This window comes from Pseudarthrobacter sp. LMD1-1-1.1 (assembly GCF_040676255.1).
Classification (GTDB): Bacteria; Actinomycetota; Actinomycetes; order Actinomycetales; family Micrococcaceae; genus Arthrobacter.
On record NZ_JBEGHP010000023.1, the window covers coordinates 1 to 21,679 of the forward strand.

The following is a 21,679-nucleotide window of genomic DNA, read 5'->3' on the forward strand; positions in this document are numbered from 1 at the left end:
TAAGACCCACAGCGCCGATGGTACTGCACCCGGGAGGGTGTGGGAGAGTAGGTCACCGCCGGAACAACTATTAATGGTCGAGGCCCCAACCACACGGTTGGGGCCTCCCACATTTAACACACAAAACACCCCATGCCGCAGCGAGCGGAACCCCGTTCCAGGGAAACCCTCGGGCCAGTGCTCCAACGCGCCATCCCATCCTGCCCGGATTCTTCGGACTCGCCATCACTTCCCGCCCACTACCTGACAGCAGGTGATGCTGAAGGGGGAGAAGGGGCAGGATGTGAGAGCGCGTTGGGGGAGAAGGGGCAGGATGTGATAGCGGGTAGGGGGAGAGGGGGGCAGGATGTGATGCCGCGTTGGGGGAGAAGGGGCAGGACGTGATGCCGCGTCGCGGAGAGGTTCGTAACGAGGATGATGGATTGTTGAACAATCCGGCTTTTTAGGGCATTCTTGAAGGACACCAATCCGAGACGGAGATCACAATGCCCAGCATCGACCTGAACAGCGACGTCGGCGAGTCCTTTGGGAACTGGTCCTTCGGCGACGACGCCGCCATTTTCGAAAGTGTATCCAGCGCCAACGTAGCCTGCGGCTTCCACGCGGGCGATCCCGTGGGCATCATGGCCACCTGCCAGGCTGCTGTGAAGGCCGGCGTCACCGTTGGCGCCCACCCCGGTTACCGGGATCTGGCCGGATTTGGCCGCCGCTTCGTGGACATGACCCCGGAAGAGCTGACCGCTGACGTCGTCTACCAGATCGGCGCAGTCCAGGCAGTAGCCCTCGCAGCAGGAACAGCCGTCCGCTACGTCAAGCCCCACGGTGCCCTCTACAACACCATCGTGAACCACCCCAAGCAGGCCGGCGCCGTGGTCGCAGCGATCCTCGCCGTGGACCCCACGCTGCCCCTTATGGTGCTCCCCAACTCCGAGATCCAGCGCCAGGCCGAAGCCGCCGGACTGCGGACCGTGGCCGAGGCGTTCGCTGACCGGGCCTACAATCCGGACGGCACCCTGGTCTCCCGGCGCGAACCGGGCGCAGTGCTGCACGAGGTCGCTGACGTCGTCGAGCACGTCCTGCGCCTGGCCACCGACGGCGTTGTCCGTGCCATCGACGGCTCCCTGGTCCCCGTCAACGCCGAGAGCATCTGCCTGCACGGTGACACCCCCGGGTCCGTGGCGATGGCCGCCGCCGTCCGCGCCGCACTGGTGGATGCCGGCATCCAGATCCAGAGCTTCGCCTAGCCATGACCGCGCAGCAGCACGAGGCTCAAACTGCCGCCCACGCGGCCCTGACCGGGATCCGCCCCGCAGGGGACAGGGCCATCCTGGTGGAGCTGCCGTCCCTGGACGCCGTCCTCAGCCTCCAGGCGCAGCTCACCGCACATCCGCAGCCGGGCCAGGTGGACGTCATCGCTGCCGCCTCCACGGTCCTCATCACGACGGATTCGCCGCAGGCAGCGCAGGCACTGGCCGCGCACGTCCGCAGCCTGGACCTCGAGGCGCCCACAGAAACCGCGGGCACGCTGGTCACCATCGACGTGGTGTACGACGGCGAGGACCTGGATGAGGTTGCCACGCTCACCGGGCTGGACCGCGGGGGAGTCGTGGCAGCCCACACCGGCCAGCTGTGGACCGCGGCCTTCGCGGGCTTTGCTCCGGGCTTCGCCTACCTCACCGGGCAGGATTCCAGCCTGGAGGTTCCCCGCCGCCGCTCGCCGCGCACCGCCGTCCCCGCCGGAGCTGTTGCCCTGGGCGGCGCCTACTCGGCCGTCTACCCCCGGCAATCCCCGGGCGGCTGGCAACTGATCGGCCGGACCGATGCTGCCATGTGGGACTTGGGCCGGGAAAGTCCCGCGCTGGTCCGGCCCGGGGACACCGTCCGGTTCAACGCGGTCCGTGCCCAAGCGACCGTGACCCACCACCAGCAGTCCAATGCCGGCGCGGCCTCAAAGGAAGCACAAGCCACCGAAGGCCTCGCCGTCCGAAAGCCCGGACTGCAGTCCACCATCCAGGACCTGGGCCGCCCGGGCTACGCGTCGCTGGGCGTCAGTAGCGCCGGCGCCATGGACCGCGGAGCACTCCGCCGCGCCAACCGCCTGGTGGGCAACGGGGAAGGCGATGCCGGAATCGAACTCCTCTTCGGCGGACTGGAACTCGTTGCCCTCAGCGACCAGGTCCTGGCGGTCACCGGAGCAGCCGTTCCGTTGGAGATCATGCCGGATGGGCTGCGGGCTGGGGAAGAAAGGCGGACGACGGCGGTACGCCACGCGGCGTGCGATGCCCCCTTTGCCCTCCTGGCAGGGGAGCGGCTGACCGTCGGCACCCCCACCGCAGGCCTCCGCTCCTACGTGGGTGTCCGCGGCGGACTCGGCGGACCCGAAGCCCTGGGCAGCCGTTCCACGGACACCATGTCCGGCATCGGTCCCGAACCGCTTCAGGCGGGCACCGTCCTGCCCGTGCGGACTCCCAAGCCCGGGAGCATCGTGGGCCACCCCGAGGCCTTGCCACTCCCGGACCGGAACGAAGCCACAGTGCTGCGCGTGGTCCCCGGACCCCGGGAGGACTGGTTCAGCGGCGAAACCCTGCAGGATTTCCTCACCCAGGAGTGGACCGTCACACCCCAGTCGAACCGGATCGGCCTCAGGCTGAACGGCCACGCCCTCACCCGCAGCCGGGACGGAGAGTTGGCCAGCGAAGGAACCGTCCGCGGCGCCGTGCAGGTACCCCCGGAAGGCCAGCCCGTCCTGTTCCTCTCCGACCACCCGGTGACCGGCGGGTATCCGGTGATTGCCGTCGTCGTCCACGCAGACCTGGACAAAGCCGCCCAACTTCCCCCGGGCACCACCGTGCGGTTCGCCGCCATGCTCCCGGCAGAACTGCCCGAAACTCCTAAGGAAAGCCCCCATGCGTAAAGTCCTCATTGCCAACCGAGGCGAGATTGCCGTCCGGATCGCCCGGGCCTGCGACGATGCAGGCCTGGAAAGCGTGGCCGTCTACGCCGATCCCGACGCCGATGCACTGCACGTTTCCGCCGCCACCGAGGCGTACGCGCTGCCCGGCTCCAAGCCCCAGGACACCTACCTGGACATCGAAAAAATACTCGCCATCGCGGTGAAAAGCGGCGCCGACGCCGTCCACCCCGGCTACGGCTTCCTATCCGAAAACGCCGGCTTCGCCCAGGCAGTCATCGACGCCGGGCTGACCTGGATCGGGCCGTCCCCGGAAACCATCCGGCTCCTGGGCGACAAGGTCAGCGCCCGCGAAGTGGCGGTCCGCGCCGGCGCCCCGCTGGCCCCGGGCAGCGACGGCCCGGTGGCCAGCGCCGCCGAGGTCCGGGCGTTCGCCGAGCAGGTGGGACTCCCCGTCGCCATCAAGGCTGCCTTTGGCGGCGGCGGCCGCGGCCTGAAGGTGGTCCGGAACCAAGCCGACATCGAGGAAAGCTTCGACTCCGCCGTCCGTGAATCCCTGGCCGCCTTCGGCCGCAGCGAGTGCTACGTGGAGAAATTCCTTGACCGGCCCCGCCACGTGGAAGCCCAGGTCATCGCCGACACGCACGGCAACGTGGTGGTGGTGGGCACCCGAGACTGTTCCCTGCAGCGCCGCCACCAGAAACTCGTCGAGGAGGCTCCCGCGCCCTTCCTCACCCCCGACCAGCGGGCGGCCATCCACGCCTCGGCCAAGGCCATTTGCCGCGAGGCCGGCTATGTGGGCGCCGGCACGGTGGAGTACCTGCTGGACGGCAGCGGCTTCCTGAGCTTCCTGGAGGTGAACACCCGGCTGCAGGTGGAGCATCCCATCACGGAGGAGACCTCGGGCGTGGACCTGGTGGCAGCCCAGTTGGCCATTGCGGCGGGGGAGAAGCTGCCCATCCTGGAGGACCCGGAACCGCGCGGCCACGCGTTCGAGTTCCGGATCAACGCCGAGGACCCGGGCCGCGGCTTCCTGCCGTCCCCGGGTGCCGTCACCGGGTTCGAGGTGCCCACCGGACCCGGCATCCGCGTGGATACCGGTGTCCGCGCCGGTTCCGTGGTGCCGGGGCAGTTCGACTCCCTGCTCGCCAAACTGGTGGTCACCGGCGCGGACCGGCAGCAGGCCCTCCGCCGCGCCCGCCGCGCCCTGCGCGAGTTCCGCATCGGCGGCCTGGCCACCGTGCTGCCGTTCCACCGGGCCGTGGTGGAGACCCCTGACTTCACCCGCACCGACGGGCTGGACATTTACACCACCTGGATCGAGAGCGGGTTCGCGGCATCCCTGGAGGCGGACCCTGCCTTCAGTCCCGCCGCCCCGGAGGAGCCCCGCCGCACCATCGGCATCGAGGTGGACGGCAAGCGCATGGAACTGGGGCTGCCCAAGGCGCTGCTGGATTCACTGCTGGACGGCGGCGGCCGCCGGGGTGCGGACGGCCCGAAGCAGAAGGCAGAGGAAGAGGCGGAACAGAACGACGGCGACCTGCTGGCCACCATGGCCGGCACCGTGGTCAAGTGGCTGGCCCAGCCCGGAGCCTCGGTCGAGGAAGGGGAAACGGTCCTGGTGCTCGAAGCCATGAAGATGGAGACCGCCGTCGCCGCCCACCGCGCCGGCACGCTGGGCGAGCAGTTCGCAGCGGCGGGGGACCCCGTGGCGCCAGGCCAAGTGCTCACCAGCATCGGGTGAGCGGGGACGCCGGCGCGCCGGCACAGGCCTGGGCCGATATCGTGGTGCCATGACGTTTGACGAGGTGCTGGCCGATCTCCAGGCCCAGGCCAGGACCACAAAGCACTCCGAGACCGGGCTTTGGGTGGCCGCCCAGCTGCGCAGCCGCATCGCGGCCGGCAAGCTCAAGCCCGGTTCCAAGCTCGCGGAGGAAGCCCTCCGCGAGGCCCTTGGCGTGTCACGCAACACCCTGCGGGAGGCGTTCACCGCGCTCCACGCCGAGCACATCGTCACCCGCATCCCCAACCGGGGCGTCTTCGTCGCCCACCCGACGGCGGATGACATCCGCGAGATCTACCGCGTCCGCCGCTTCCTGGAACCTGCGGCAGTGCTGTGGTCCGGCGAGACCTCCATCGAGCCGCTGCCGGCCATCATTAAGGCCGCCAGGGCCGCCGCCGTGGAGGGGGACATTCCCGGCATGGCGGGCGCCAACCAGGACTTCCACCGCGCCCTCGTTAACCGTGCCGGCAGTGAGCGGCTCAACAGCCTCATGGACCAGGTCCTGGCCGAAATGCGCCTGGTGTTCCACTCCATGGCCGCCAACCCCGCATTCCATGAGCCGTACGTGGAGGACAACGCCAGGATCGTGGAGCTCATGGAAGCCGGGGACCGGGCCGCGGCAGCGGACTTCCTGTCCGCCTACCTGGACCGAGCCGAAGCGCAGCTGCTCGCTGCCGTCGAACGCTGACCAAGACCCTTCCCAGGGAGGGGTTGCAGGATTGTTGAACAAAACGGTATGCTGTGGATCACACCGTTGTTCTGCAGCTCACTGCATCCTGCAGCTCTGACGTAACCGGGGCTCCCGCCCCTCGGCGCCGCCCAACCAGTCAACCGGGCACGGACGCGCCGGCCCCCACTTTCGCAGACCCGTCACGGGTCCCCTGGGAAGGGATAATCATGCTTGTACTCATCGGGGTGCTGCTGGTGATCGTTGGCTTCGCCATCCGCCTGAACCCCCTGATTGTCGTCACCGTCGCCGGCATCGTCACCGCACTGCTGGGCGGGATGAACCCCGCACAGATCCTCGACTCGTTCGGCACCGGCTTCGCCAGCAGCCGTTCGGTCACCATCTTCGTGGCGGTGCTGCCGGTGGTGGGCATTATCGAGTACTTCGGACTGCAGGAGCAGGCCAAGGTCCTCATCGGCCGCCTGGCCAAGCTGACGGCGGGCCGCGTCCTGATCGGCTACCTGGCCGTCCGCCAGATCACCGCCGCCGTGGGCCTGAACAGCATCGGCGGCCACGCCCAGACCGTCCGCCCGCTGGTGTTCCCCATGGCCGAGGGCGCAGCACTGCGCCGCTACGGGCACGTTCCGGAAAAGATCAGCGAGAAGATCAAGGGCCACTCCGCCGGCGCTGACAACGTGGGCGTGTTCTTCGGCGAGGACGTCTTCGTGGCCGTGGGCTCCATCCTGCTGATCACCACGTTCGTGGACACCACGTACCACCTCCACCTGGAACCGCTCCAGCTGGCCCTCTGGGCCATCCCCACCGCCATCGCCGCCTTCCTCATCCACGGCTTCCGGCTCCTTCGCCTGGACAAGCAACTGGACAAGGAATACCGCGAATACGAGCTCACCGCCCAGAAGGAAACCGCAGGAGAAGCCAAATGATCAACGTTGAAGCCGTCTACTGGCTGATCGGCATTCTGTTCGTCGCCTGGGCATCGCTGATTGCCGCCGATGCCAACCACCCCCGCCGCTGGGGCAGCTCCGCCTTCTGGGGCCTGCTGGGCCTGTGCTTCTTCTACAGCACCTGGGTCCAGGCCGGCACCGCGCCCGGCTGGATCCTGGGCATCGCGGTCCTGATCCTGGTTGTCCTGGCCTCCACCGGCCTGCTGGGCCACGGCAAGCACCGCACCTCCACCGGCCCGCAGCGCGAGGCCTTCGCGAAGCGCTTCGGCAACAAGCTCTTCATCCCCGCCCTGACGCTGCCCCTGGTCACCGTCATCCTGGTCCTTGCGGCGCCCGTGCTGAACATCGGCGGCACCCCGCTGCTGGACCCCAAGAACACCACGCTGGTAGCCCTGGCCATCGGCGCCGTGGCCGCCGTCGTCGTCGCCCTCCTGATCCTTAAGCCGAAGAACCCGGCAACGCCCATTTTTGAGAGCCGCCGCATCCTCGAATCCATCGGTTGGGCCGCGCTGCTGCCGCAGATGCTCACCACGCTGGGCATCCTCTTCACCAAGGCCGGCGTGGGAACCGCCGTGGGCGCCCTGGCCTCCGGGCTGCTGCCCAAGGGCTCGCTGATCGCAGGCGTGCTGGTCTACTGCATCGGCATGTTCCTCTTCACCGTGCTCATGGGCAACGGCTTCGCCGCCTTCCCCATCATGACCGCCGCCATCGGCTGGCCCGTGCTGGTGCAGACCTTCCACGGCGACCCCGCCATCATCTTCGCGATCGGCATGCTCGCCGGCTTCTGCGGCACGCTCTGCACCCCCATGGCCGCCAACTTCAACCTGGTGCCGTCCGCACTGCTGGAAATGAAGAACAAGTACGGCGTCATCACGGCGCAGGTGGGCACGGCCATCCCGCTGCTGGCGGTCAACATCGCACTGATGTACTTCCTGGCCTTCCACTAAACCCCTTCGCAAAGGAGCACCATGGACAACGATCTTCGCGCACAGGCGGCACCGGATTACGCGGCCGTGGTGCTGGGCAACCTTTCCGAGCCCTTCCCGCACTCGGCCCACCACACCCAGGTGTCCGCCGACGACCGGCCCACCCCGGAGCAGATCCACCCCGCCTTCTACACCTCCTTCGACTGGCACTCCTGCGTGCACATGCACTGGCTGGGGGCCAGCCTGCTGGGCGGCACCCCCGGGTCACCTTCTGCCGGGGCTGCCCCGGCGGGAGCGTCCGACGGCGGCACGGCGGCCTGGGTGGACAGCTCCACCGAGGCGTCCCTCCGGGAAGCGCTGGGCGCCAACCTGACGCAGGCGAAGCTGGCAGTGGAACGGGACTACCTGGTGGCCAACCCCTCCTGGGAGCGGCCCTACGGGTGGGCGTGGCTGATGCGGCTGGCCGCCACATGTTCCGCGTCCTCCGATGCGCAGCTCCGGGAATGGGGCACCGCCTTGGAGCCGCTGGTGGACGCCGTGGCGGAGCTCAGCGTGGCGTGGATGGCCAAGGCCCAGTACCCGGTCCGGCACGGGCTGCACACCAACGCCGCGTTCGGTGTCGGCTACATGCTGGATGCCTTCCGGTCGCTGGGCCGGGCTGATGCTGCCGCGGCGTGCGAGGAAGTGGCCCGCACCTGGTTCGGGAACGACCGTGGCTGGCCGGGCGACTGGGAGCTCAGCGGCCAGGACTTCCTCTCCGCCGGGCTGAGCGAGGCGGACCTGATGCGCCGCGTCCTGTCCGCCGACGAGTTCGACGCTTGGTTCGCGGCGTTCCTCCCCGGCCTTTCCGCTGAGTCGCGGATCCTGCAGCCTGTCAGCGTCACGGACGAAACCGACGGCTACCTGGTGCACCTCCACGGGTTGAACCTGACCCGCGCCGGACAGGTGGCCCGGATCATCGCCACCCTCCGGGAATCCTCCACGTCCGTGGCGTCCGCCGCGGCGGCTGAGCTCAACGAGGCCCTGGACCCGCTGCTGAAGGCCGGGCTTCGCGGGCTGGAGAGTGGCGACTTCATGTCCACGCACTGGCTGGCCAGCTTCGCCTGGGACGCGCTGGGATCCGTGGCGGCGCTGGACTGACTATCCAGCAGGTGACGGGATGAACCAGTCACACTCGGTGTGAAGGGACGCGGCGGTGCCCATATGGGCGCCGCCGCGTTAGTCTTTTCCCACCACGCCCAGTGCGTGACCTGGGAGCAGCGGGCAGGGTCGTAATGAGCTGACCGTCCGCCCGCGAGCCCAGAGGAATTCCATGCGCCAGCACGCCAGCACCTGCACGCCAGACCCTGCAACGGCAGGGCAAACCGCCCTCAAGCCCAGGAGGAAGCGGACCAGGCATCCCCGGATCGCCGTGGGGGACAGGGTCCGCTTCGCCGAGGGAACCGTCTCCGGCACCGGGGTGGTGGATGCCGTGACCTCCGACTACTCCGTTATCTGGGTATGGACGGACGAAGGCCAGGGCCGGCGGATGTTCCTGCAGGGGTACGGAAGCATCGTCACCGCAGTGGAGGCCTAATTCAGCTGTTCGGAGCGCGCGGCGCGCCGCCCGTCCGCTTGGAGGATGCCGTCCCGGACCCCTGCGCGGATCACGCCGTACAGGATGTAGAAGAAGACGGCTCCCACGAGGACAAACAGGACCAGCCCGGTAAAGTCACCCATTGTTTTCCTCCTCCGGCCAGTACGGCTGAACGGAAGCCGCTGCCTGACGCAGGGCCCCGCCGTCGAGCATCAACGACGTTTCCTCCAGGCCGAAGTCGGTCCATTGGCAAACCAGCCGGAGATCCCCGGCTGGGGGCAGCGGCCACAGCCAAAGGGTGCCGCTGCCGGAGAACTCCTCATCGCCCCCGCCGCCACCGCCGCCGTTCAGGGCGAGGACCGGAGGCTCCGGGTTGGTGCCCGGTTCCATCAGCCCGTAGGGAATTTGGCTGCCGGTGCTCGCTTTTGAACCGTCAGGAAATTCGACGCCGAACATCAGCCCGGTCTGCCGCTCGCTGCGCCCGCGAAAGCCCCTGCCGGGCTGGAAGAACAGCGGCTGCAAATCGTCCCAGTCCCTATCGGATTGATCGGTCCGGCGGAAGAGCCAGGACAGACTGAACAGGCACCCGGTAGAGAAGACTTCGGCGCCTTTGACCGCCACCACCATTCCCGGTGTCCGGCTCACGAACGTGCCCAGATGGACAACGGCAGGCAGTTCGTAGGCGGGTGCAGCCACCCAAGGGGGCGGGACGTGCCTGGTTGACCGCGGCCGGGGCGGCAGGGGAGGGACGGGAAAGTCCTGGAAGAAGGTCATGATGGTCCTTGGGTCCGCTGGCTGCGACCGACCAGCGGAACAAGCGGCTGCGCCGCCCTGGATCCCCCAATCCGTCCTTGCCCGGCCAGTCTAGCGGGATGCCTCAGGGCCGGGTGGCCTCCTCGAGGATTTCCAGCAGGTGGCGGTAGGAGTGGCCGGTCGCCTTGGACATCCCCAGCTCGCAGGTGCGGTTGGTGGAGGCATAGGCATCGAACTCCCGCTCGTTGATCTCGCCGGCCTGCCGGTTGGTGGCGGAGTCGGTGAGTTCAGGGTGGAGCAGGCCCCGGTCGCCGGCGAACGCGCAGCACCCCCAGTTGACCGGCACGAACACGTCATCCGTGACGGCCCCGGCGATGTCGAGCAGCGCGGGGTTGGTTCCCAGCTGGGTGGATGAGCACGTGGGGTGCAGGGCCATGGAACCCAGGGGAGCGGTTACCGTGAGCTGGCCCAGGACGTGCTGGTGGACGAACTCCACCGAGTCAACGAAGCGCAGTCCGGCATACCGTTCCCCGTCCGCGCCGGCAAGACGCTTCATGGTCTCCAGGCCTTCCGTGCAGGAAGCGGCATCGCACACCACGGGCAGCCTGCCGCGGCCGCTGGCCTCGTACAGCTGGTCCAGGACCTTGGCGGTCATGGCGTCGTAGCCCTGGGAGAAGCCCTTGGATTTCCACGGCGTGCCGCAGCACAGGCTCTGGATGCCTTCGGGGACGGTTATGCCCACTCCGGCACGTTCGCAGAGGTCCAGGAATGCCTGGGCTGAGCCCTTTCCCTTGCCTTCCGGTCCCTCCGCGGGGCCGAACATGGTGCCGATGCAGGCCGGGAAGAACACCGCCACGCTGCCTGGGTCCCGGCGTTCCCGGCGCCTGGAACCGCCGCCGGGCAGCACGTCGGCGTAGGCGGGCACCGCCTCCGGTCCCAGCAGCGCACGGCCGACGGCGGTCGCGGCCTTTGGCAGCGGCGCCGGCATGGCCTTGGCTACAGTCAGGGCCAGGCCGCCGCCGGCGGTCACGGCGCCCCAGTTTTCGGCGGCCTTGTTCCAGCCGGCCGCGGCGACGGTGTTCGCATTTTCCTTGCGCAGCCGACGGACCAGGTCCCCGGTGTTGATCAGCACCGGGCAGGCGGTGACGCACATGCCGTCCGCAGCGCAGGTCTGCATGCCGTCGTAGTCATAGTCCTTGCGCAGGCTGCCGGCGAGGGCGTGGTCGCCGCGCTGCTCAGCGGCAGCAATGTCGCGCCGAAGCACGATGCGTTGGCGCGGAGTAAGCGTGATGTCCTTGCTGGGGCACACCGGTTCGCAGTACCCGCACTCGACACAGCGGTCCACCTCCTCCTCGACGGTGGGAGCCACCTTGAGGTTTTCGATGTAGGAGAGGGGGTCGTCGGCGAGCAGCACACCCGGGTTCAGGAGGTTGGCCGGGTCGATCAGCCGCTTGATCTCCTGCATGACTGCGTAGAGCTCGTCGCCATACTGGCGGCGGACGAAGGGGGCCATGATGCGGCCTGTCCCGTGCTCGGCCTTGAGTGAACCGCCCGCGCCGAGGACCAGGTCCACCATCTCGTCGGTGAAGGCCTGGTAGCGCAGCAGTTGGTCCGGATCGTCGAAGCGCTCGTTGAGCATGAAGTGGACGTTTCCGTCTTTGGCGTGCCCGAAGATCACCGATTCCTTGTAGTGGTGCTCGTGGAAGAGCTGTGTCAGTTCGCCGCAGGTGCCGGCAAGGGCGGGAACCGGGACAACGATGTCCTCCAGCAGTGCGTTGGTTCCGGAGGGGCGGGCGCCTGCCACGGCCGTGTACAGGCCCTTGCGGACGTGCCACAGGGCAGCCCGGTCTTTCGGGTCGGAGGTCAGCGCGAAGGGTGTTGCAAGGTCCAGCGAGTCGAACAGCTGCTGCGAGCCTGCGCGCTTGCCGGACAGTTCGGCGGCGTCCGAGCCCTGGTGTTCCACCAGCAGCGCGGCGTGTCCTTGGACCGGCAGGGTACGGATCGCGGCGGGGGCGTCGGCGGCGGCCTGGGCCACCTTCAACGCTGCCGCGTCCATGAGTTCAATGGTGGCAAGGCCGGTGGACACCAGGTCCGGCAGGACTCCCATCGCCGCGTCGAGGGTGTTGAAGACCAGCAGACCGGTGGCAACGGCAGGTTTGACCTCGACGGTGCGGAAGACAGCCTCCGCCACGAAGCCGAGGGTTCCCTCGCTGCCGATCATCAGGTGCATCAGGATGTCCACGGGGCGTTCGTAATCCAGGAAGGAGTTCACGCCGTAGCCCATGGTGTTCTTCATCGAGAACAGTGAACGGATGATGCGGACGGACTGGTCGTTTCCCACCACCCGCCGGCGCAGCTTCAGGAGCCCCTCGTGGAGTTCCGGTTCCAGCTCGCGCAGCCGCCGGTCTGCGTCGGCGTCGGCGGTGTCGATGACCGTGCCCGAGGGCAGCACCAGCACCATTGATTCCAGCGTCCGGTAGGTGTTGAGCTCAGTGCCGCACGCCATTCCTGAGGAGTTGTTGGCGATGACACCGCCCACGGTGCAGGCGATTTCGCTGGCGGGATCCGGGCCGAGCTTGCGTCCAAAGGGGGCAAGCCTGGCGTTGACGCTGCGCACCGTGGCGCCGGGCTGGACACGGACCCGGGCGCCGCCGTCGAGCACCTCAACGCCGCGGAAATGCTGGCGGGTGTTGATCAGCAGGCTGTCACTCAGGGCCTGACCGGACAGGCTCGTGCCACCGGAACGAAAGGTGGCGGGAAGCCCAAGCTCCCGGCTGCGCCGGAGCAGGGCGCCAACGTCGGCGGCATTGCGTGGGGTGGCCACCCCTTGCGGGACCAGGAGGTAGTGCGAGGCGTCATGTGCCATGGCATGGCGGTCCAGGTCCCGCGTGCTGACGGTATCCGGATCCAGCAGGTGGACGGGGGATTCGGCTCCTGCGGCTGTGGTTCTCATGCGTGGCTCCAAGAAATCAGGTAATGGGGTGGGGCGGGGTGGCGTCCCCGGCCCGCTGGTAGAACCATTCGATGTGTTCGCGCAGCAGGCGTGCGGCGAGTTCGCCGTCACGGGACTGGACGGCATCAAAGATTCCGTGGTGTTGGGTGCGCAGGGCTGCCAGGACCGCCGGCCAGTCCTCCATCGCGTCCATGGCTCCCTTGACGTAGCCCACGATCGAGCCGCTGAGGGACTCCATGATGGTGGCCATGACTTCGTTGCCTGCAAGCGAACTCAGCGCCACATGGAACCTGGCGTCCAGCTCGTGGAAGGTTGCCCGGTCCAGCTCGGGTTGGTCCATGGCCTCCAGCAGTTGGGCCGCCTGTTTCCGCTCCGCGTCGCCGCCTTCGCGCGCGGCACCGGCGCGGGCAGTCCACGTCTCCAGGAGGATACGGGTTTGGACGATGTCCTGGACCGGCAGCCGGTTGCTGGCTACATGCAGCCGGAGGGCGGAGGAGAGTCCGGCGGACGGATCGGAGACCACAATGGCACCGGAGGTGGGACCGGAGCCTACCGAGCTGCGGACCACGCCCATGGCGTCGAGGATACGGATGGCCTCGCGTACGGACGCCCTGGATATTCCATAGTTTTCCGCCAGGGTCCGTTCGCCCGGGAGCCGGTCTCCGACCTTGATTTTGCCGGCCCGCAGGTCCGCTTCAATGTCTTTCAGGAGCGCATCGTGGGTTCGACGTCGGGGGGCTGCTCCGGCTGCGGCGGGTGTCACGGGCGATCCTCTGGAGTGGTGGAGTGCGGGCCGGGAGGGCCCGCACCCCGGTTGTGCGCGGGTGGAGGGCTACGGGAGCATCCAGCCCAGGACTGGGGTGGATTGCAGGTAGACGATGGTGCACAGCACCAGAAGCAACCCCACGCTCCATCCGACTACCTTACGCAGAAGGACCGACTCCTGGCCGTCAAGGTTCACGGCGGTGGCGGCAATGGCGAGGTTCTGCGGGCTGATGAGCTTGCCCACCACACCGCCCGCCGTATTGCCGGCCACGAGCAGGTTCGGGTCGATGCCTGCATTCAGGCCGGCGGTCTGCTGCAGCTTGGCAAACAGTGCGTTCGCGGAGGTGTCCGAACCTGTCACGGCCGTGCCCAGCCAGCCGAGCACCGGGGAGAGGAACGCGAAGAAGCTTCCGGTGCCGGCCAGCCAGACGCCGATCGAGACCGTCTGGCCCGAGTTGTTCATGACGTAGGCGAGGGCGAGCACCGTGATGATGGTCAGGCCGGCCCAGCGCATCTTGAAGATGGTCCGTCCGATTTCGGCCACGGCGTTGCCAACTGTCATGTGGAAGCGGCCGCCCTCATCGAAGCGGGCGTAGACGGCCGCGACGATCAACCCCGTGATCAGCAGGAGCGTGCCCGGGCTGGACAGCCACTGGAAGACGTAGACGGTGGAGGACAGCGGCTTGCCGTCGGCGCCCACCAGGGCGTCGTGCAGGACAGGCCATGGAACCTTGACATCGGTGGCGGCGAGGGCGGCCGGAAGGTCGACGCCGAGCTTCCACAGTTTGGCGATGCCGAACACCACGATGACCAGGAAGTAGGGAAACAGTGCCAGCCACGTGCGTGCCGGGGTGAGGCTTTCGCCGTCGGCCGCCTCTATGGTGGCGACGCTGCCGGACCGGGCGATTCGCGGACCCTGGCCTGCCGGCGTGGTGCCGGCCGCAGCGGCCTCCGCGGCGACGCCCAGCCGGTCACGCGCTGCTGTGGTGCCCCGGGGCTTCCAGAAGCGGAAGAACAGCACAGCCGCGCCCAGGCCCACCAGCGAGGCCATGATGTCGGTGAGTTCGTAGGAGAAGAAGTTCGAGCAGAGGAACTGCGCTGCGGCAAAGGAGAATCCGATGACAAGCGCGGCAGGCCAGCAGTCCTTCAAGCCCTTGCGTCCGTCCAGGATGAAGAGCAGGATCAGCGGGACGAAGGTTGCCAGCAACGGCGCCTGGCGGCCCACCATGGCACCAATGTCCGTGGCGTGCAGGCCCGTGAGTCCCGCAGCGGTGGTGATCGGGATGGCCATGGCACCAAAGGCGACCGGGGCGGTGTTTGCCACCAGCACGGCAGCAGCGGCGCGGAGCGGGGGCAGGCCCAGGGCCAGCAGCATGGTGGCGGTGATGGCCACCGGCGCACCAAAGCCGGCAAGGGCCTCGAGCAGCCCGCCGAAGCAGAACGCGATCAGGACGCCCTGCAGTCGGACGTCGCCCCCGCCGATGACGTCGAACACCCGCCGGAGGTCTTCAAACCGGCCGCTGAGCACCGTGACCTGGTAGAGCCAGACGGCCATGACCACGATCCACAGCACGGGGAAGGCGCCGAAGACCCCGCCCTGGGTGGCGGACAGAAGCGCCAGTCCGGCGGGCATCTTGAAAGCCAGGATGCCTACCGCCAGGGCCACCAGCAGGGCGAAGGCCCCGGCCACGTGGGCTTTGGTCCTGACGACGGCGAGAAGGACAAAGAAGGTCAGCAGCGGCAGCAGGCCGACGATGGCCGACCAGGCAACGCTGTTCAGCACCGGGTCTGTGCTGGGGGTGAAGTGGTCCACGAAGTTCCTCCACGATGAGGGCGATGGGGATGGCTTTGGTCAGACCACAATGGTCCGACCACGGAAGTGTAGCCCACTTTCGGCCAAAGTGTGAGCCGGTTCACCCTTCGCCGGTGGGGTTGTCAGTGGCCGCCATCACGTGGTCTACTGTGGTCAGACCATACCCTCACCCTTCCGGAAGGCCGTCATGAGAATTGCCTTGTTCGCCACCTGCATCGTGGACGCGATGTACCCGGCCACGGCGAAGGCCACCGTCAGGATCCTGGAGCGGCTGGGACACGAAGTGGTGTTCCCCGCCGGCCAGGCCTGCTGCGGCCAGATGCACGTCAACAGCGGCTACCTCAAAGAAGCCGTCCCGGTGGTCGCCAACCACGTGGCCGCATTCGATACCGCGGACTACGACGTCGCGGTCGCCCCGTCCGGGTCCTGCGTGGCCTCGGTGAAGCACCAGCACCCCATGGTGGCGCGCGCCTGCGGCGACGCTGCCCTGGAAGCCCGGGCCACCGCCGTCGGCACCAAAACCTACGAGCTGTCCGAACTCCTGGTGGACGTGCTGGGCGTGACCGACGCCGGGGCGCAGCTGGGTTCCTACTTCCCGCACCGGGTGACCTACCATCCCAGCTGCCACGGGATGCGGCTGCTGCGGCTCGGGGACAGGCAGTCCCGCCTGCTGCGGACCGTGCAGGGAATCGACCTTGCCGAGCTGCCCGAACAGGACCAGTGCTGCGGCTTCGGCGGCACGTTTTCCGTGAAGAACGCCGATGTTTCGTCGGCCATGCTCCAGGACAAGGCGGCCAACATCGAGTCCACCGGGGCCGAGCTCTGCACCGGCGGGGACGCCTCCTGCCTGATGCACATCGGCGGCGGACTGTCCCGCCAGGGCAGCTCCACCACCACCCTCCACCTGGCTGAAATCCTCGCCAGCACCTTGGAAGAACCGGCGTCCGTCACCGGCGAAGTCCGCGTCTCCACCGGAAAGGCCCTGCGATGACCACCTTCCTGGGAATGCCCTCCCTGCCGGCCTTCGGCTCGGGCAACCTGTTCGCCGGGGAGTCCTTCCCCACGGCGGCGCACCGTGAACTGGGCAACGCGCAGTTGCGCGCCAACCTTGGCCATGCCACCCACACCATCCGCGACAAGCGCCAGGCGGTGGTCTCCGAACTGCCTGACTGGGAACAGCTGCGTGATGCGGGGTCCGCCATCAAGCAGGCGGTGATGTCCAGGCTGCCCGAGCTCCTGGAGGAGTTTGAAACGAACTTCACCGCACGCGGCGGCGTGATCCACTGGGCACGCGACGCCGGGGAAGCCAACGAAATCGTGGCCGGACTGGTCCGGGACACCGGCGAAACCGAAGTGGTCAAGATCAAGTCCATGGCCACCCAGGAAATCGGGCTCAACGAGTACCTCGAGGAGCAGGGCATCGGGGCCTTCGAAACCGACCTCGCCGAGCTCATCGTCCAGCTGGACCACGACAAGCCCAGCCACATCCTGGTTCCCGCCATCCACAAGAACCGCACCGAAATCCGGGACATCTTCCTCCGCGAAATGCCCGGTGCCGATCCTGCGCTGACCGACGATCCCTCCGTCCTGGCCATGGCTGCCCGCGAGCACCTGCGCCGGAAGTTCCTCACGGCGAAGGTAGCCGTGTCCGGGGCCAACTTCGCCCTTGCCGATTCCGGCACCCTGGCAGTCGTGGAATCCGAAGGCAACGGCCGCATGTGCCTCACGCTTCCGGAAACGCTGATCACGGTGATGGGCATCGAGAAGCTGCTGCCCACCTGGCAGGACCTGGAAGTGTTCATGCAGCTGCTCCCGCGTTCTTCCACCGGGGAACGGATGAACCCGTACACCTCCCTGTGGACCGGAGTGACGGAGGGCGACGGGCCGCAGAACGTGCACCTGGTGCTCCTGGACAACGGCCGCAGCGCCGCGCTCGCCGACGAAATGGGCCGCTCCGCCCTGCACTGCATCCGCTGCAGCGCCTGCATGAACGTCTGCCCGGTGTACGAGCGCACGGGCGGCCACGCCTACGGCTCCACCTACCCGGGCCCCATCGGCGCGATTCTTTCCCCGCTGCTCACCGGCATCCAGGCGGAGGAAAACAACTCCCTGCCGTACGCCTCCTCCCTGTGCGGTGCCTGCTACGACGCCTGCCCCGTCAAGATCAACATCCCGGACATCCTGGTGCACCTGCGCAGCGTGGATGTGGACAGCAAACGCGGGAAGAAGAAGGTCCCCAGCCAGATGGACGTGGGCATGAAAGCCGCATCCTGGGCTTTGTCCTCCGGCAAACGCCTGGGCCTGGTGGAGAAGGGGCTGCCGCTGGGCCGCCTGGCCGCGGGGCCGGACAGGAAGATCACCAAGCTGCCCGGCATCGCCGCCGGCTGGACCCAAAGCCGCGACATCCCGGCGCCCCCGGCACAGTCATTCCGGGACTGGTGGGCCAAGGAACACCGGAACGCCGGCGACGCTCCCGGCACACCGGAAGCCGGTCCGTCCCGTACGCCGTCCCCAGACACAAAGGAAACCCCGCAATGACCGCACGCGAAGACATCCTCTCCCGGATCAGGGCCGCATTGCAGGACAGCCCGCAGGCGCCGCAGATTCCGCGGGACTACCGGGCAGCATCGGAACTCGACACGGACGCACTCATCGAGCTCCTGGTGGACCGGCTGGTGGACTACAAGGCGCAGGTGGCGGTGGTTCCGGAAACGGAGGTGCCCGCACGGATTGCCTCGCTCCTTGACGGGGCGAACAGCTTCGTCGTGCCCGAAGGGTTCGACGCCGGATGGCTGGCAGGGACCGATGAAGGCGGCGGCGGCGGGTCCCGCCGCCGCGTCGACTCTCCGGCGGCACCGCTCAGCGTCGCCGAGCTCGATGGCATCGATGCCGTGGTGACCGGCAGCGCCGTGGCCGTCGCGGAGACGGGAACCATCATCCTGGACGGCAGCGCCAACCAGGGCCGCCGCGCCATCAGCCTGGTCCCGGACCACCATATCTGCGTGGTGAAGGCCGCCGATATTACCGGGATCCTGCCCGAGGCGCTGGGCCGGATCGACGGGACCCGGCCCATCACGATGATCAGCGGACCGAGTGCCACCAGCGACATCGAGCTTGAACGCGTGGAGGGCGTCCATGGCCCGCGCAGGCTGGACGTCATCATTGCCCGCTAGAGTCATCCCATGACCACTGCTGCTCTACGGCCTGTCTACTTCCTGTCGGACAGCACCGGCATCACCGCGGAAACCCTGGGGAATACGCTGCTGACGCAGTTCCCCGTGGACAACTTCGACCGCGTCACCATCCCCTTCATCACCACGGCTGAACAGGCCCGGTCCGTAGTCCGGACCATTGACGGCCTGGCTGCCACAGGGCCGCAGCCGCTGGTCTTTTCCACCGCCGTCAGCAGCGAGATACGGCAGATCCTGGCCGGCTGCAAGGGTGTCATCGTGGACCTGATCGGTACGCACGTGGGGGTCCTGGAACAGGCGCTGGGGGCACCGGCCAGCGGCGAACCGGGCCGGGCGCACGGGCTGGGGAACGCCGCGCGCTACCAGTCCCGGATGGCGGCGGTGGAGTACGCGATGGAGCACGACGACGGGCAGAGCCTGCGTGCGCTGGAGAAGGCCCAGGTGATCCTGGTGGCCCCGTCCCGGTGCGGCAAGACGCCCACCACCATGTACCTGGCGCTGCAGCACGGGATCTTCGCCGCAAACTTTCCACTGGTGGATGAAGACTTCCAGCACGACGGGCTGCCCAAGCCGCTGCGGCCTTTCGTGTCGAAGTGTTTCGGCCTGTCCTCCAACCCGCTGCGCCTCAGCCAGATCCGGACCGAACGGCGGCCCAGCTCCCCGTATGCGTCCCTGCGGCAGTGCGGTTTTGAGCTGCGCAGCGCCGAGCAGCTGTACGTCTCGCACCGCATTCCGTACCTGAATTCGGCCACCGTCTCCGTGGAGGAGATGGCGGCCACCATCCTGCAGCGGATGAACCTCAAGCACTAGCCCGGAATTTCACAAACGTGGCGTAGCGCACATCATGTGGAAAGTCCGCTGCAGACCTGAAACTGTTAGCTGGATCTTTCTTCCGGCCGGCACTACCGTGCGCGGCCGGCGATGCCTACGCCACCCTCTGCAAAGGAGCAGTAAATATGACGACTGACGTTCTGTGGTTCTCTGAACTCGGACTCAAGGACCTGGACAAGGTGGGCGGCAAGAACGCCTCCCTGGGCGAGATGGTGCAGAACCTGACCTCTGCCGGCGTCCAGGTTCCGGACGGGTTCGCCACCACGGCCGACGCGTACCGCAGGTTCCTGTCCGATTCCGGCCTGGACCAGAAGATTGCCGACCGGCTGGTGGGTCTGGACACCGATGACGTGACGGCCCTGGCCGCCGCCGGCCAGGAAATCCGCTCCCTGGTCCGCGATACCCCCTTCCTGCCGGACTTCGAGGCGCAGGTCCGCGAGGCGTACCAGCAGCTGGTGGACAAGCACGCCGGCTCCGCCGACCTGTCCTGGGCCGTACGGTCCAGCGCCACCGCGGAGGACCTCCCCGATGCCTCCTTCGCCGGGCAGCAGGAAACCTTCCTGAACGTCCGTGGGATCGAGAACATCCTGCAGGCCATCAAGGACGTCTTCGCCTCCCTCTACAACGACCGCGCCATCGCCTACCGCGTGCACCACAAGTTCGAGCACGCCGAGGTGGCACTCTCCGCCGGCATCCAGCGCATGGTGCGTTCCGACGTCGGTGCGTCCGGTGTCATGTTCACCATGGACACCGAGTCCGGCTTCCAGGACGCCGTGTTCGTCACCTCCTCCTACGGGCTGGGCGAAGCCGTGGTGCAGGGTGCCGTGAACCCGGACGAGTTCTACGTCTACAAGCCCGCCCTGGAGGCCGGCCGCCCGGCGATCCTCAAGCGCGGCCTCGGCGAGAAGGCCCTGCAGATGACGTACACCAACAGCAGCGAGATCGGCCGCACCATCGATTTCGTCCCTGTCGAGGACTCCCTGCGCGCACGCTTCAGCCTGACGGACGACGACGTGGAGCAGCTTGCACGGCACGCCGTCGCCATTGAGAAGCACTACGGCCGTCCCATGGACATTGAGTGGGGCAAGGACGGGACCGACGGCGGCCTGTACATCCTGCAGGCACGCCCGGAAACCGTGCAGTCACGCCGCGCCCCCGGCAGCATGAGCCGGTTCCGCCTGAACGAAAGCGGTCCCGTGCTGGTGGAGGGCCGTGCCATCGGCCAGCGGATCGGCGCCGGCAAGGTCCGGATCCTCACCTCCATCGACCAGATGGCCTCCTTCCAGACCGGCGACGTCCTGGTGGCGGATATGACGGACCCCGACTGGGAACCCATCATGAAGCGAGCCTCCGCCATCGTCACCAACCGCGGCGGCCGTACCTGCCACGCCGCCATCATCGCCCGCGAACTGGGGATTCCCGCCGTCGTGGGCACCGGCAACGCCACTGACTCGCTGTCCGACGGCCAGGAGGTCACTGTCTCCTGCGCCGACGGCGAGACCGGCACCATCTACCAGGGCCTGCTGGACTTCAGTGTTGAGGAAACCGGCATCACCCAGCTGCCCGAGGCGCCGGTGAAGGTCATGATGAACGTCGGCACCCCGGAGCAGGCGTTCACCTTCGCCCAGCTTCCCAACCACGGCGTGGGCCTGGCGCGGCTGGAGTTCATCATCAACCGGCAGATCGGCATCCACCCCAAGGCCCTGCTGAACCTGGACAGCCAGCCCGAGGACGTGGCCGCCGAGATCCGGGAGCGGATCAGCGCCTACGACAGCCCCCGCGACTACTACATCAAGCGGCTGGCCGAAGGCGTGGCCACCATCGCCGCGGCATTCGCGCCGGAGCCGGTGATCGTGCGCATGTCCGACTTCAAGTCGAACGAGTACGCCAACCTGATCGGTGGACCGGCCTACGAGCCGCACGAAGAGAACCCGATGATCGGTTTCCGCGGCGCGTCCCGGTACCTGGAGCCGTCCTTCCGGGACTGCTTCGACCTTGAGTGCGAGGCGCTGTCCTTTGTCCGCAACGAGATGGGCCTGACCAACGTCAAGCTGATGATCCCGTTCGTGCGGACCCTGGACGAGGCGCAGGGCGTCATCGAACTGCTCGCCGAGAACGGCCTGCGCCGCGGCGAAAACGGCCTCGAAGTGATCATGATGTGCGAGCTGCCGTCCAACGCCCTGCTGGCCGACGAGTTCCTGGAGCACTTCGACGGCTTCTCGATTGGCTCCAACGACATGACCCAGCTGACCCTGGGCCTGGACCGCGACTCGGCCATCGTGGCCAACAGCTTCGATGAGCGGGACGCGGCCGTCAAGAAGCTGCTCAGCATGGCCATCAAGGCCTGCCGCGCCCGCGGAAAGTACGTGGGCATCTGCGGCCAGGGCCCCAGCGACCACCCGGACTTCGCCGAGTGGCTGGTGAAGGAAGGCGTCAATTCCGTCTCGCTGAACCCGGACACCGTGGTGGACACCTGGATCCGGCTCGCCGGGGCGTCGGAGGAGACGCCGAACGTCGCCGCGGCTGCCGGCGTATAGCGGGTAGC

Annotated in this window: 18 protein-coding genes; 13 read left to right on the forward strand and 5 right to left on the reverse strand. The window is 67.8% G+C overall.

Annotated features, from left to right (window positions below):
• Window positions 1–485 precede the first annotated feature (485 nt).
• From MRBLMD1_RS13625 to MRBLMD1_RS13660, 8 genes are all read left to right on the forward strand, one after another.
• Entirely contained in the window at window positions 486–1,244 is a 759-nt protein-coding gene (locus MRBLMD1_RS13625; protein WP_364400472.1) for a LamB/YcsF family protein, read from the forward strand.
• Between the two features lie 2 nt (window positions 1,245–1,246).
• On the forward strand, window positions 1,247–2,914 hold the full coding sequence (locus tag MRBLMD1_RS13630; RefSeq protein WP_364400474.1) for a 5-oxoprolinase/urea amidolyase family protein: 1,668 nt from the start codon (window positions 1,247–1,249) through the stop codon (window positions 2,912–2,914).
• Window positions 2,907–4,655, forward strand: coding sequence for an acetyl/propionyl/methylcrotonyl-CoA carboxylase subunit alpha (locus MRBLMD1_RS13635; RefSeq protein ID WP_364400477.1), 1,749 nt, complete (start codon window positions 2,907–2,909; stop codon window positions 4,653–4,655). Before MRBLMD1_RS13630 ends, MRBLMD1_RS13635 begins: the two co-directional genes overlap by 8 nt.
• A gap of 49 nt (window positions 4,656–4,704) precedes the next feature.
• Window positions 4,705–5,382 (forward strand): GntR family transcriptional regulator, encoded by a 678-nt coding sequence (locus tag MRBLMD1_RS13640; protein ID WP_364400480.1) that lies wholly within the window; start codon window positions 4,705–4,707, stop codon window positions 5,380–5,382.
• Between the two features lie 209 nt (window positions 5,383–5,591).
• A complete protein-coding gene (locus MRBLMD1_RS13645) occupies window positions 5,592–6,305 on the forward strand; it encodes a DUF969 domain-containing protein (protein ID WP_159632746.1) in 714 nt (237 codons plus the stop codon).
• Window positions 6,302–7,273: a DUF979 domain-containing protein gene (locus tag MRBLMD1_RS13650; RefSeq protein ID WP_364400483.1), complete on the forward strand. Its 972-nt coding sequence runs from the start codon at window positions 6,302–6,304 to the stop codon at window positions 7,271–7,273. The genes MRBLMD1_RS13645 and MRBLMD1_RS13650 overlap by 4 nt, the downstream gene beginning before the upstream one ends.
• 21 nt (window positions 7,274–7,294) lie before the next feature.
• The gene (locus MRBLMD1_RS13655; RefSeq protein ID WP_364400486.1) at window positions 7,295–8,392 is read left to right on the forward strand and encodes a DUF2891 family protein; all 1,098 of its coding nucleotides are present in this window, start codon (window positions 7,295–7,297) and stop codon (window positions 8,390–8,392) included.
• Window positions 8,393–8,564: 172 nt separating this feature from the next.
• Window positions 8,565–8,828 (forward strand): hypothetical protein, encoded by a 264-nt coding sequence (locus tag MRBLMD1_RS13660; protein ID WP_224025242.1) that lies wholly within the window; start codon window positions 8,565–8,567, stop codon window positions 8,826–8,828.
• Here MRBLMD1_RS13660 and MRBLMD1_RS13665 read toward each other — a convergent pair.
• The 5 genes from MRBLMD1_RS13665 to MRBLMD1_RS13685 all read right to left on the reverse strand — a co-directional run bounded on the left by MRBLMD1_RS13665 (window position 8,825) and on the right by MRBLMD1_RS13685 (window position 15,112).
• A complete protein-coding gene (locus MRBLMD1_RS13665) occupies window positions 8,825–8,971 on the reverse strand; it encodes a hypothetical protein (RefSeq protein WP_201302453.1) in 147 nt (48 codons plus the stop codon). The two genes, MRBLMD1_RS13660 and MRBLMD1_RS13665, sit on opposite strands and share 4 nt — an antisense overlap.
• Window positions 8,964–9,524, reverse strand: a complete 561-nt coding sequence (locus tag MRBLMD1_RS13670) for a hypothetical protein (protein ID WP_224025244.1) — start codon at window positions 9,522–9,524, stop codon at window positions 8,964–8,966. The genes MRBLMD1_RS13665 and MRBLMD1_RS13670 overlap by 8 nt, the downstream gene beginning before the upstream one ends.
• A 181-nt stretch (window positions 9,525–9,705) precedes the next feature.
• Window positions 9,706–12,534, reverse strand: a complete 2,829-nt coding sequence (locus tag MRBLMD1_RS13675; RefSeq protein ID WP_364400491.1) for an FAD-binding and (Fe-S)-binding domain-containing protein — start codon at window positions 12,532–12,534, stop codon at window positions 9,706–9,708.
• Window positions 12,535–12,550: 16 nt separating this feature from the next.
• On the reverse strand, window positions 12,551–13,297 hold the full coding sequence (locus MRBLMD1_RS13680; protein WP_159632741.1) for a FadR/GntR family transcriptional regulator: 747 nt from the start codon (window positions 13,295–13,297) through the stop codon (window positions 12,551–12,553).
• 69 nt (window positions 13,298–13,366) lie between these two features.
• Window positions 13,367–15,112, reverse strand: coding sequence for an L-lactate permease (locus tag MRBLMD1_RS13685; RefSeq protein ID WP_159632740.1), 1,746 nt, complete (start codon window positions 15,110–15,112; stop codon window positions 13,367–13,369).
• A 187-nt stretch (window positions 15,113–15,299) separates the two neighbouring features.
• Here MRBLMD1_RS13685 and MRBLMD1_RS13690 point away from each other — a divergent pair, with 187 nt between their 5' ends.
• From MRBLMD1_RS13690 to ppsA, 5 genes are all read left to right on the forward strand, one after another.
• Window positions 15,300–16,103, forward strand: a complete 804-nt coding sequence (locus MRBLMD1_RS13690; protein ID WP_224025246.1) for a (Fe-S)-binding protein — start codon at window positions 15,300–15,302, stop codon at window positions 16,101–16,103.
• Entirely contained in the window at window positions 16,100–17,650 is a 1,551-nt protein-coding gene (locus tag MRBLMD1_RS13695) for a LutB/LldF family L-lactate oxidation iron-sulfur protein (RefSeq protein WP_141180897.1), read from the forward strand. The genes MRBLMD1_RS13690 and MRBLMD1_RS13695 overlap by 4 nt, the downstream gene beginning before the upstream one ends.
• Window positions 17,647–18,285 (forward strand): LutC/YkgG family protein, encoded by a 639-nt coding sequence (locus MRBLMD1_RS13700; RefSeq protein WP_141157908.1) that lies wholly within the window; start codon window positions 17,647–17,649, stop codon window positions 18,283–18,285. Before MRBLMD1_RS13695 ends, MRBLMD1_RS13700 begins: the two co-directional genes overlap by 4 nt.
• 9 nt (window positions 18,286–18,294) lie before the next feature.
• Window positions 18,295–19,113 carry a pyruvate, water dikinase regulatory protein gene (locus tag MRBLMD1_RS13705; RefSeq protein ID WP_141157907.1) on the forward strand — a complete coding sequence of 273 codons (819 nt, stop codon included), beginning with the start codon at window positions 18,295–18,297 and terminating at the stop codon, window positions 19,111–19,113.
• Window positions 19,114–19,259: 146 nt separating this feature from the next.
• Window positions 19,260–21,671 (forward strand): phosphoenolpyruvate synthase, encoded by a 2,412-nt coding sequence (gene ppsA, locus MRBLMD1_RS13710; RefSeq protein WP_364400498.1) that lies wholly within the window; start codon window positions 19,260–19,262, stop codon window positions 21,669–21,671.
• Window positions 21,672–21,679: the final 8 nt, after the last annotated feature.

Excerpts from the sequence above, each read along its gene's own strand:
- MRBLMD1_RS13625 (WP_364400472.1), top strand. The coding sequence starts at position 486 with ATGCCCAGCATCGACCTGAACAGCGACGTCGGCGAGTCCTTTGGGAAC.
- MRBLMD1_RS13630 (WP_364400474.1), top strand. The coding sequence starts at position 1,247 with ATGACCGCGCAGCAGCACGAGGCTCAAACTGCCGCCCACGCGGCCCTG.
- MRBLMD1_RS13635 (WP_364400477.1), top strand. The coding sequence starts at position 2,907 with ATGCGTAAAGTCCTCATTGCCAACCGAGGCGAGATTGCCGTCCGGATC.
- MRBLMD1_RS13640 (WP_364400480.1), top strand. The coding sequence starts at position 4,705 with ATGACGTTTGACGAGGTGCTGGCCGATCTCCAGGCCCAGGCCAGGACC.
- MRBLMD1_RS13645 (WP_159632746.1), top strand. The coding sequence starts at position 5,592 with ATGCTTGTACTCATCGGGGTGCTGCTGGTGATCGTTGGCTTCGCCATC.
- MRBLMD1_RS13650 (WP_364400483.1), top strand. The coding sequence starts at position 6,302 with ATGATCAACGTTGAAGCCGTCTACTGGCTGATCGGCATTCTGTTCGTC.
- MRBLMD1_RS13655 (WP_364400486.1), top strand. The coding sequence starts at position 7,295 with ATGGACAACGATCTTCGCGCACAGGCGGCACCGGATTACGCGGCCGTG.
- MRBLMD1_RS13660 (WP_224025242.1), top strand. The coding sequence starts at position 8,565 with ATGCGCCAGCACGCCAGCACCTGCACGCCAGACCCTGCAACGGCAGGG.
- MRBLMD1_RS13665 (WP_201302453.1), bottom strand. The coding sequence starts at position 8,971 with ATGGGTGACTTTACCGGGCTGGTCCTGTTTGTCCTCGTGGGAGCCGTC.
- MRBLMD1_RS13675 (WP_364400491.1), bottom strand. The coding sequence starts at position 12,534 with ATGAGAACCACAGCCGCAGGAGCCGAATCCCCCGTCCACCTGCTGGAT.
- MRBLMD1_RS13690 (WP_224025246.1), top strand. The coding sequence starts at position 15,300 with ATGAGAATTGCCTTGTTCGCCACCTGCATCGTGGACGCGATGTACCCG.
- MRBLMD1_RS13695 (WP_141180897.1), top strand. The coding sequence starts at position 16,100 with ATGACCACCTTCCTGGGAATGCCCTCCCTGCCGGCCTTCGGCTCGGGC.
- MRBLMD1_RS13700 (WP_141157908.1), top strand. The coding sequence starts at position 17,647 with ATGACCGCACGCGAAGACATCCTCTCCCGGATCAGGGCCGCATTGCAG.
- MRBLMD1_RS13705 (WP_141157907.1), top strand. The coding sequence starts at position 18,295 with ATGACCACTGCTGCTCTACGGCCTGTCTACTTCCTGTCGGACAGCACC.
- ppsA (WP_364400498.1), top strand. The coding sequence starts at position 19,260 with ATGACGACTGACGTTCTGTGGTTCTCTGAACTCGGACTCAAGGACCTG.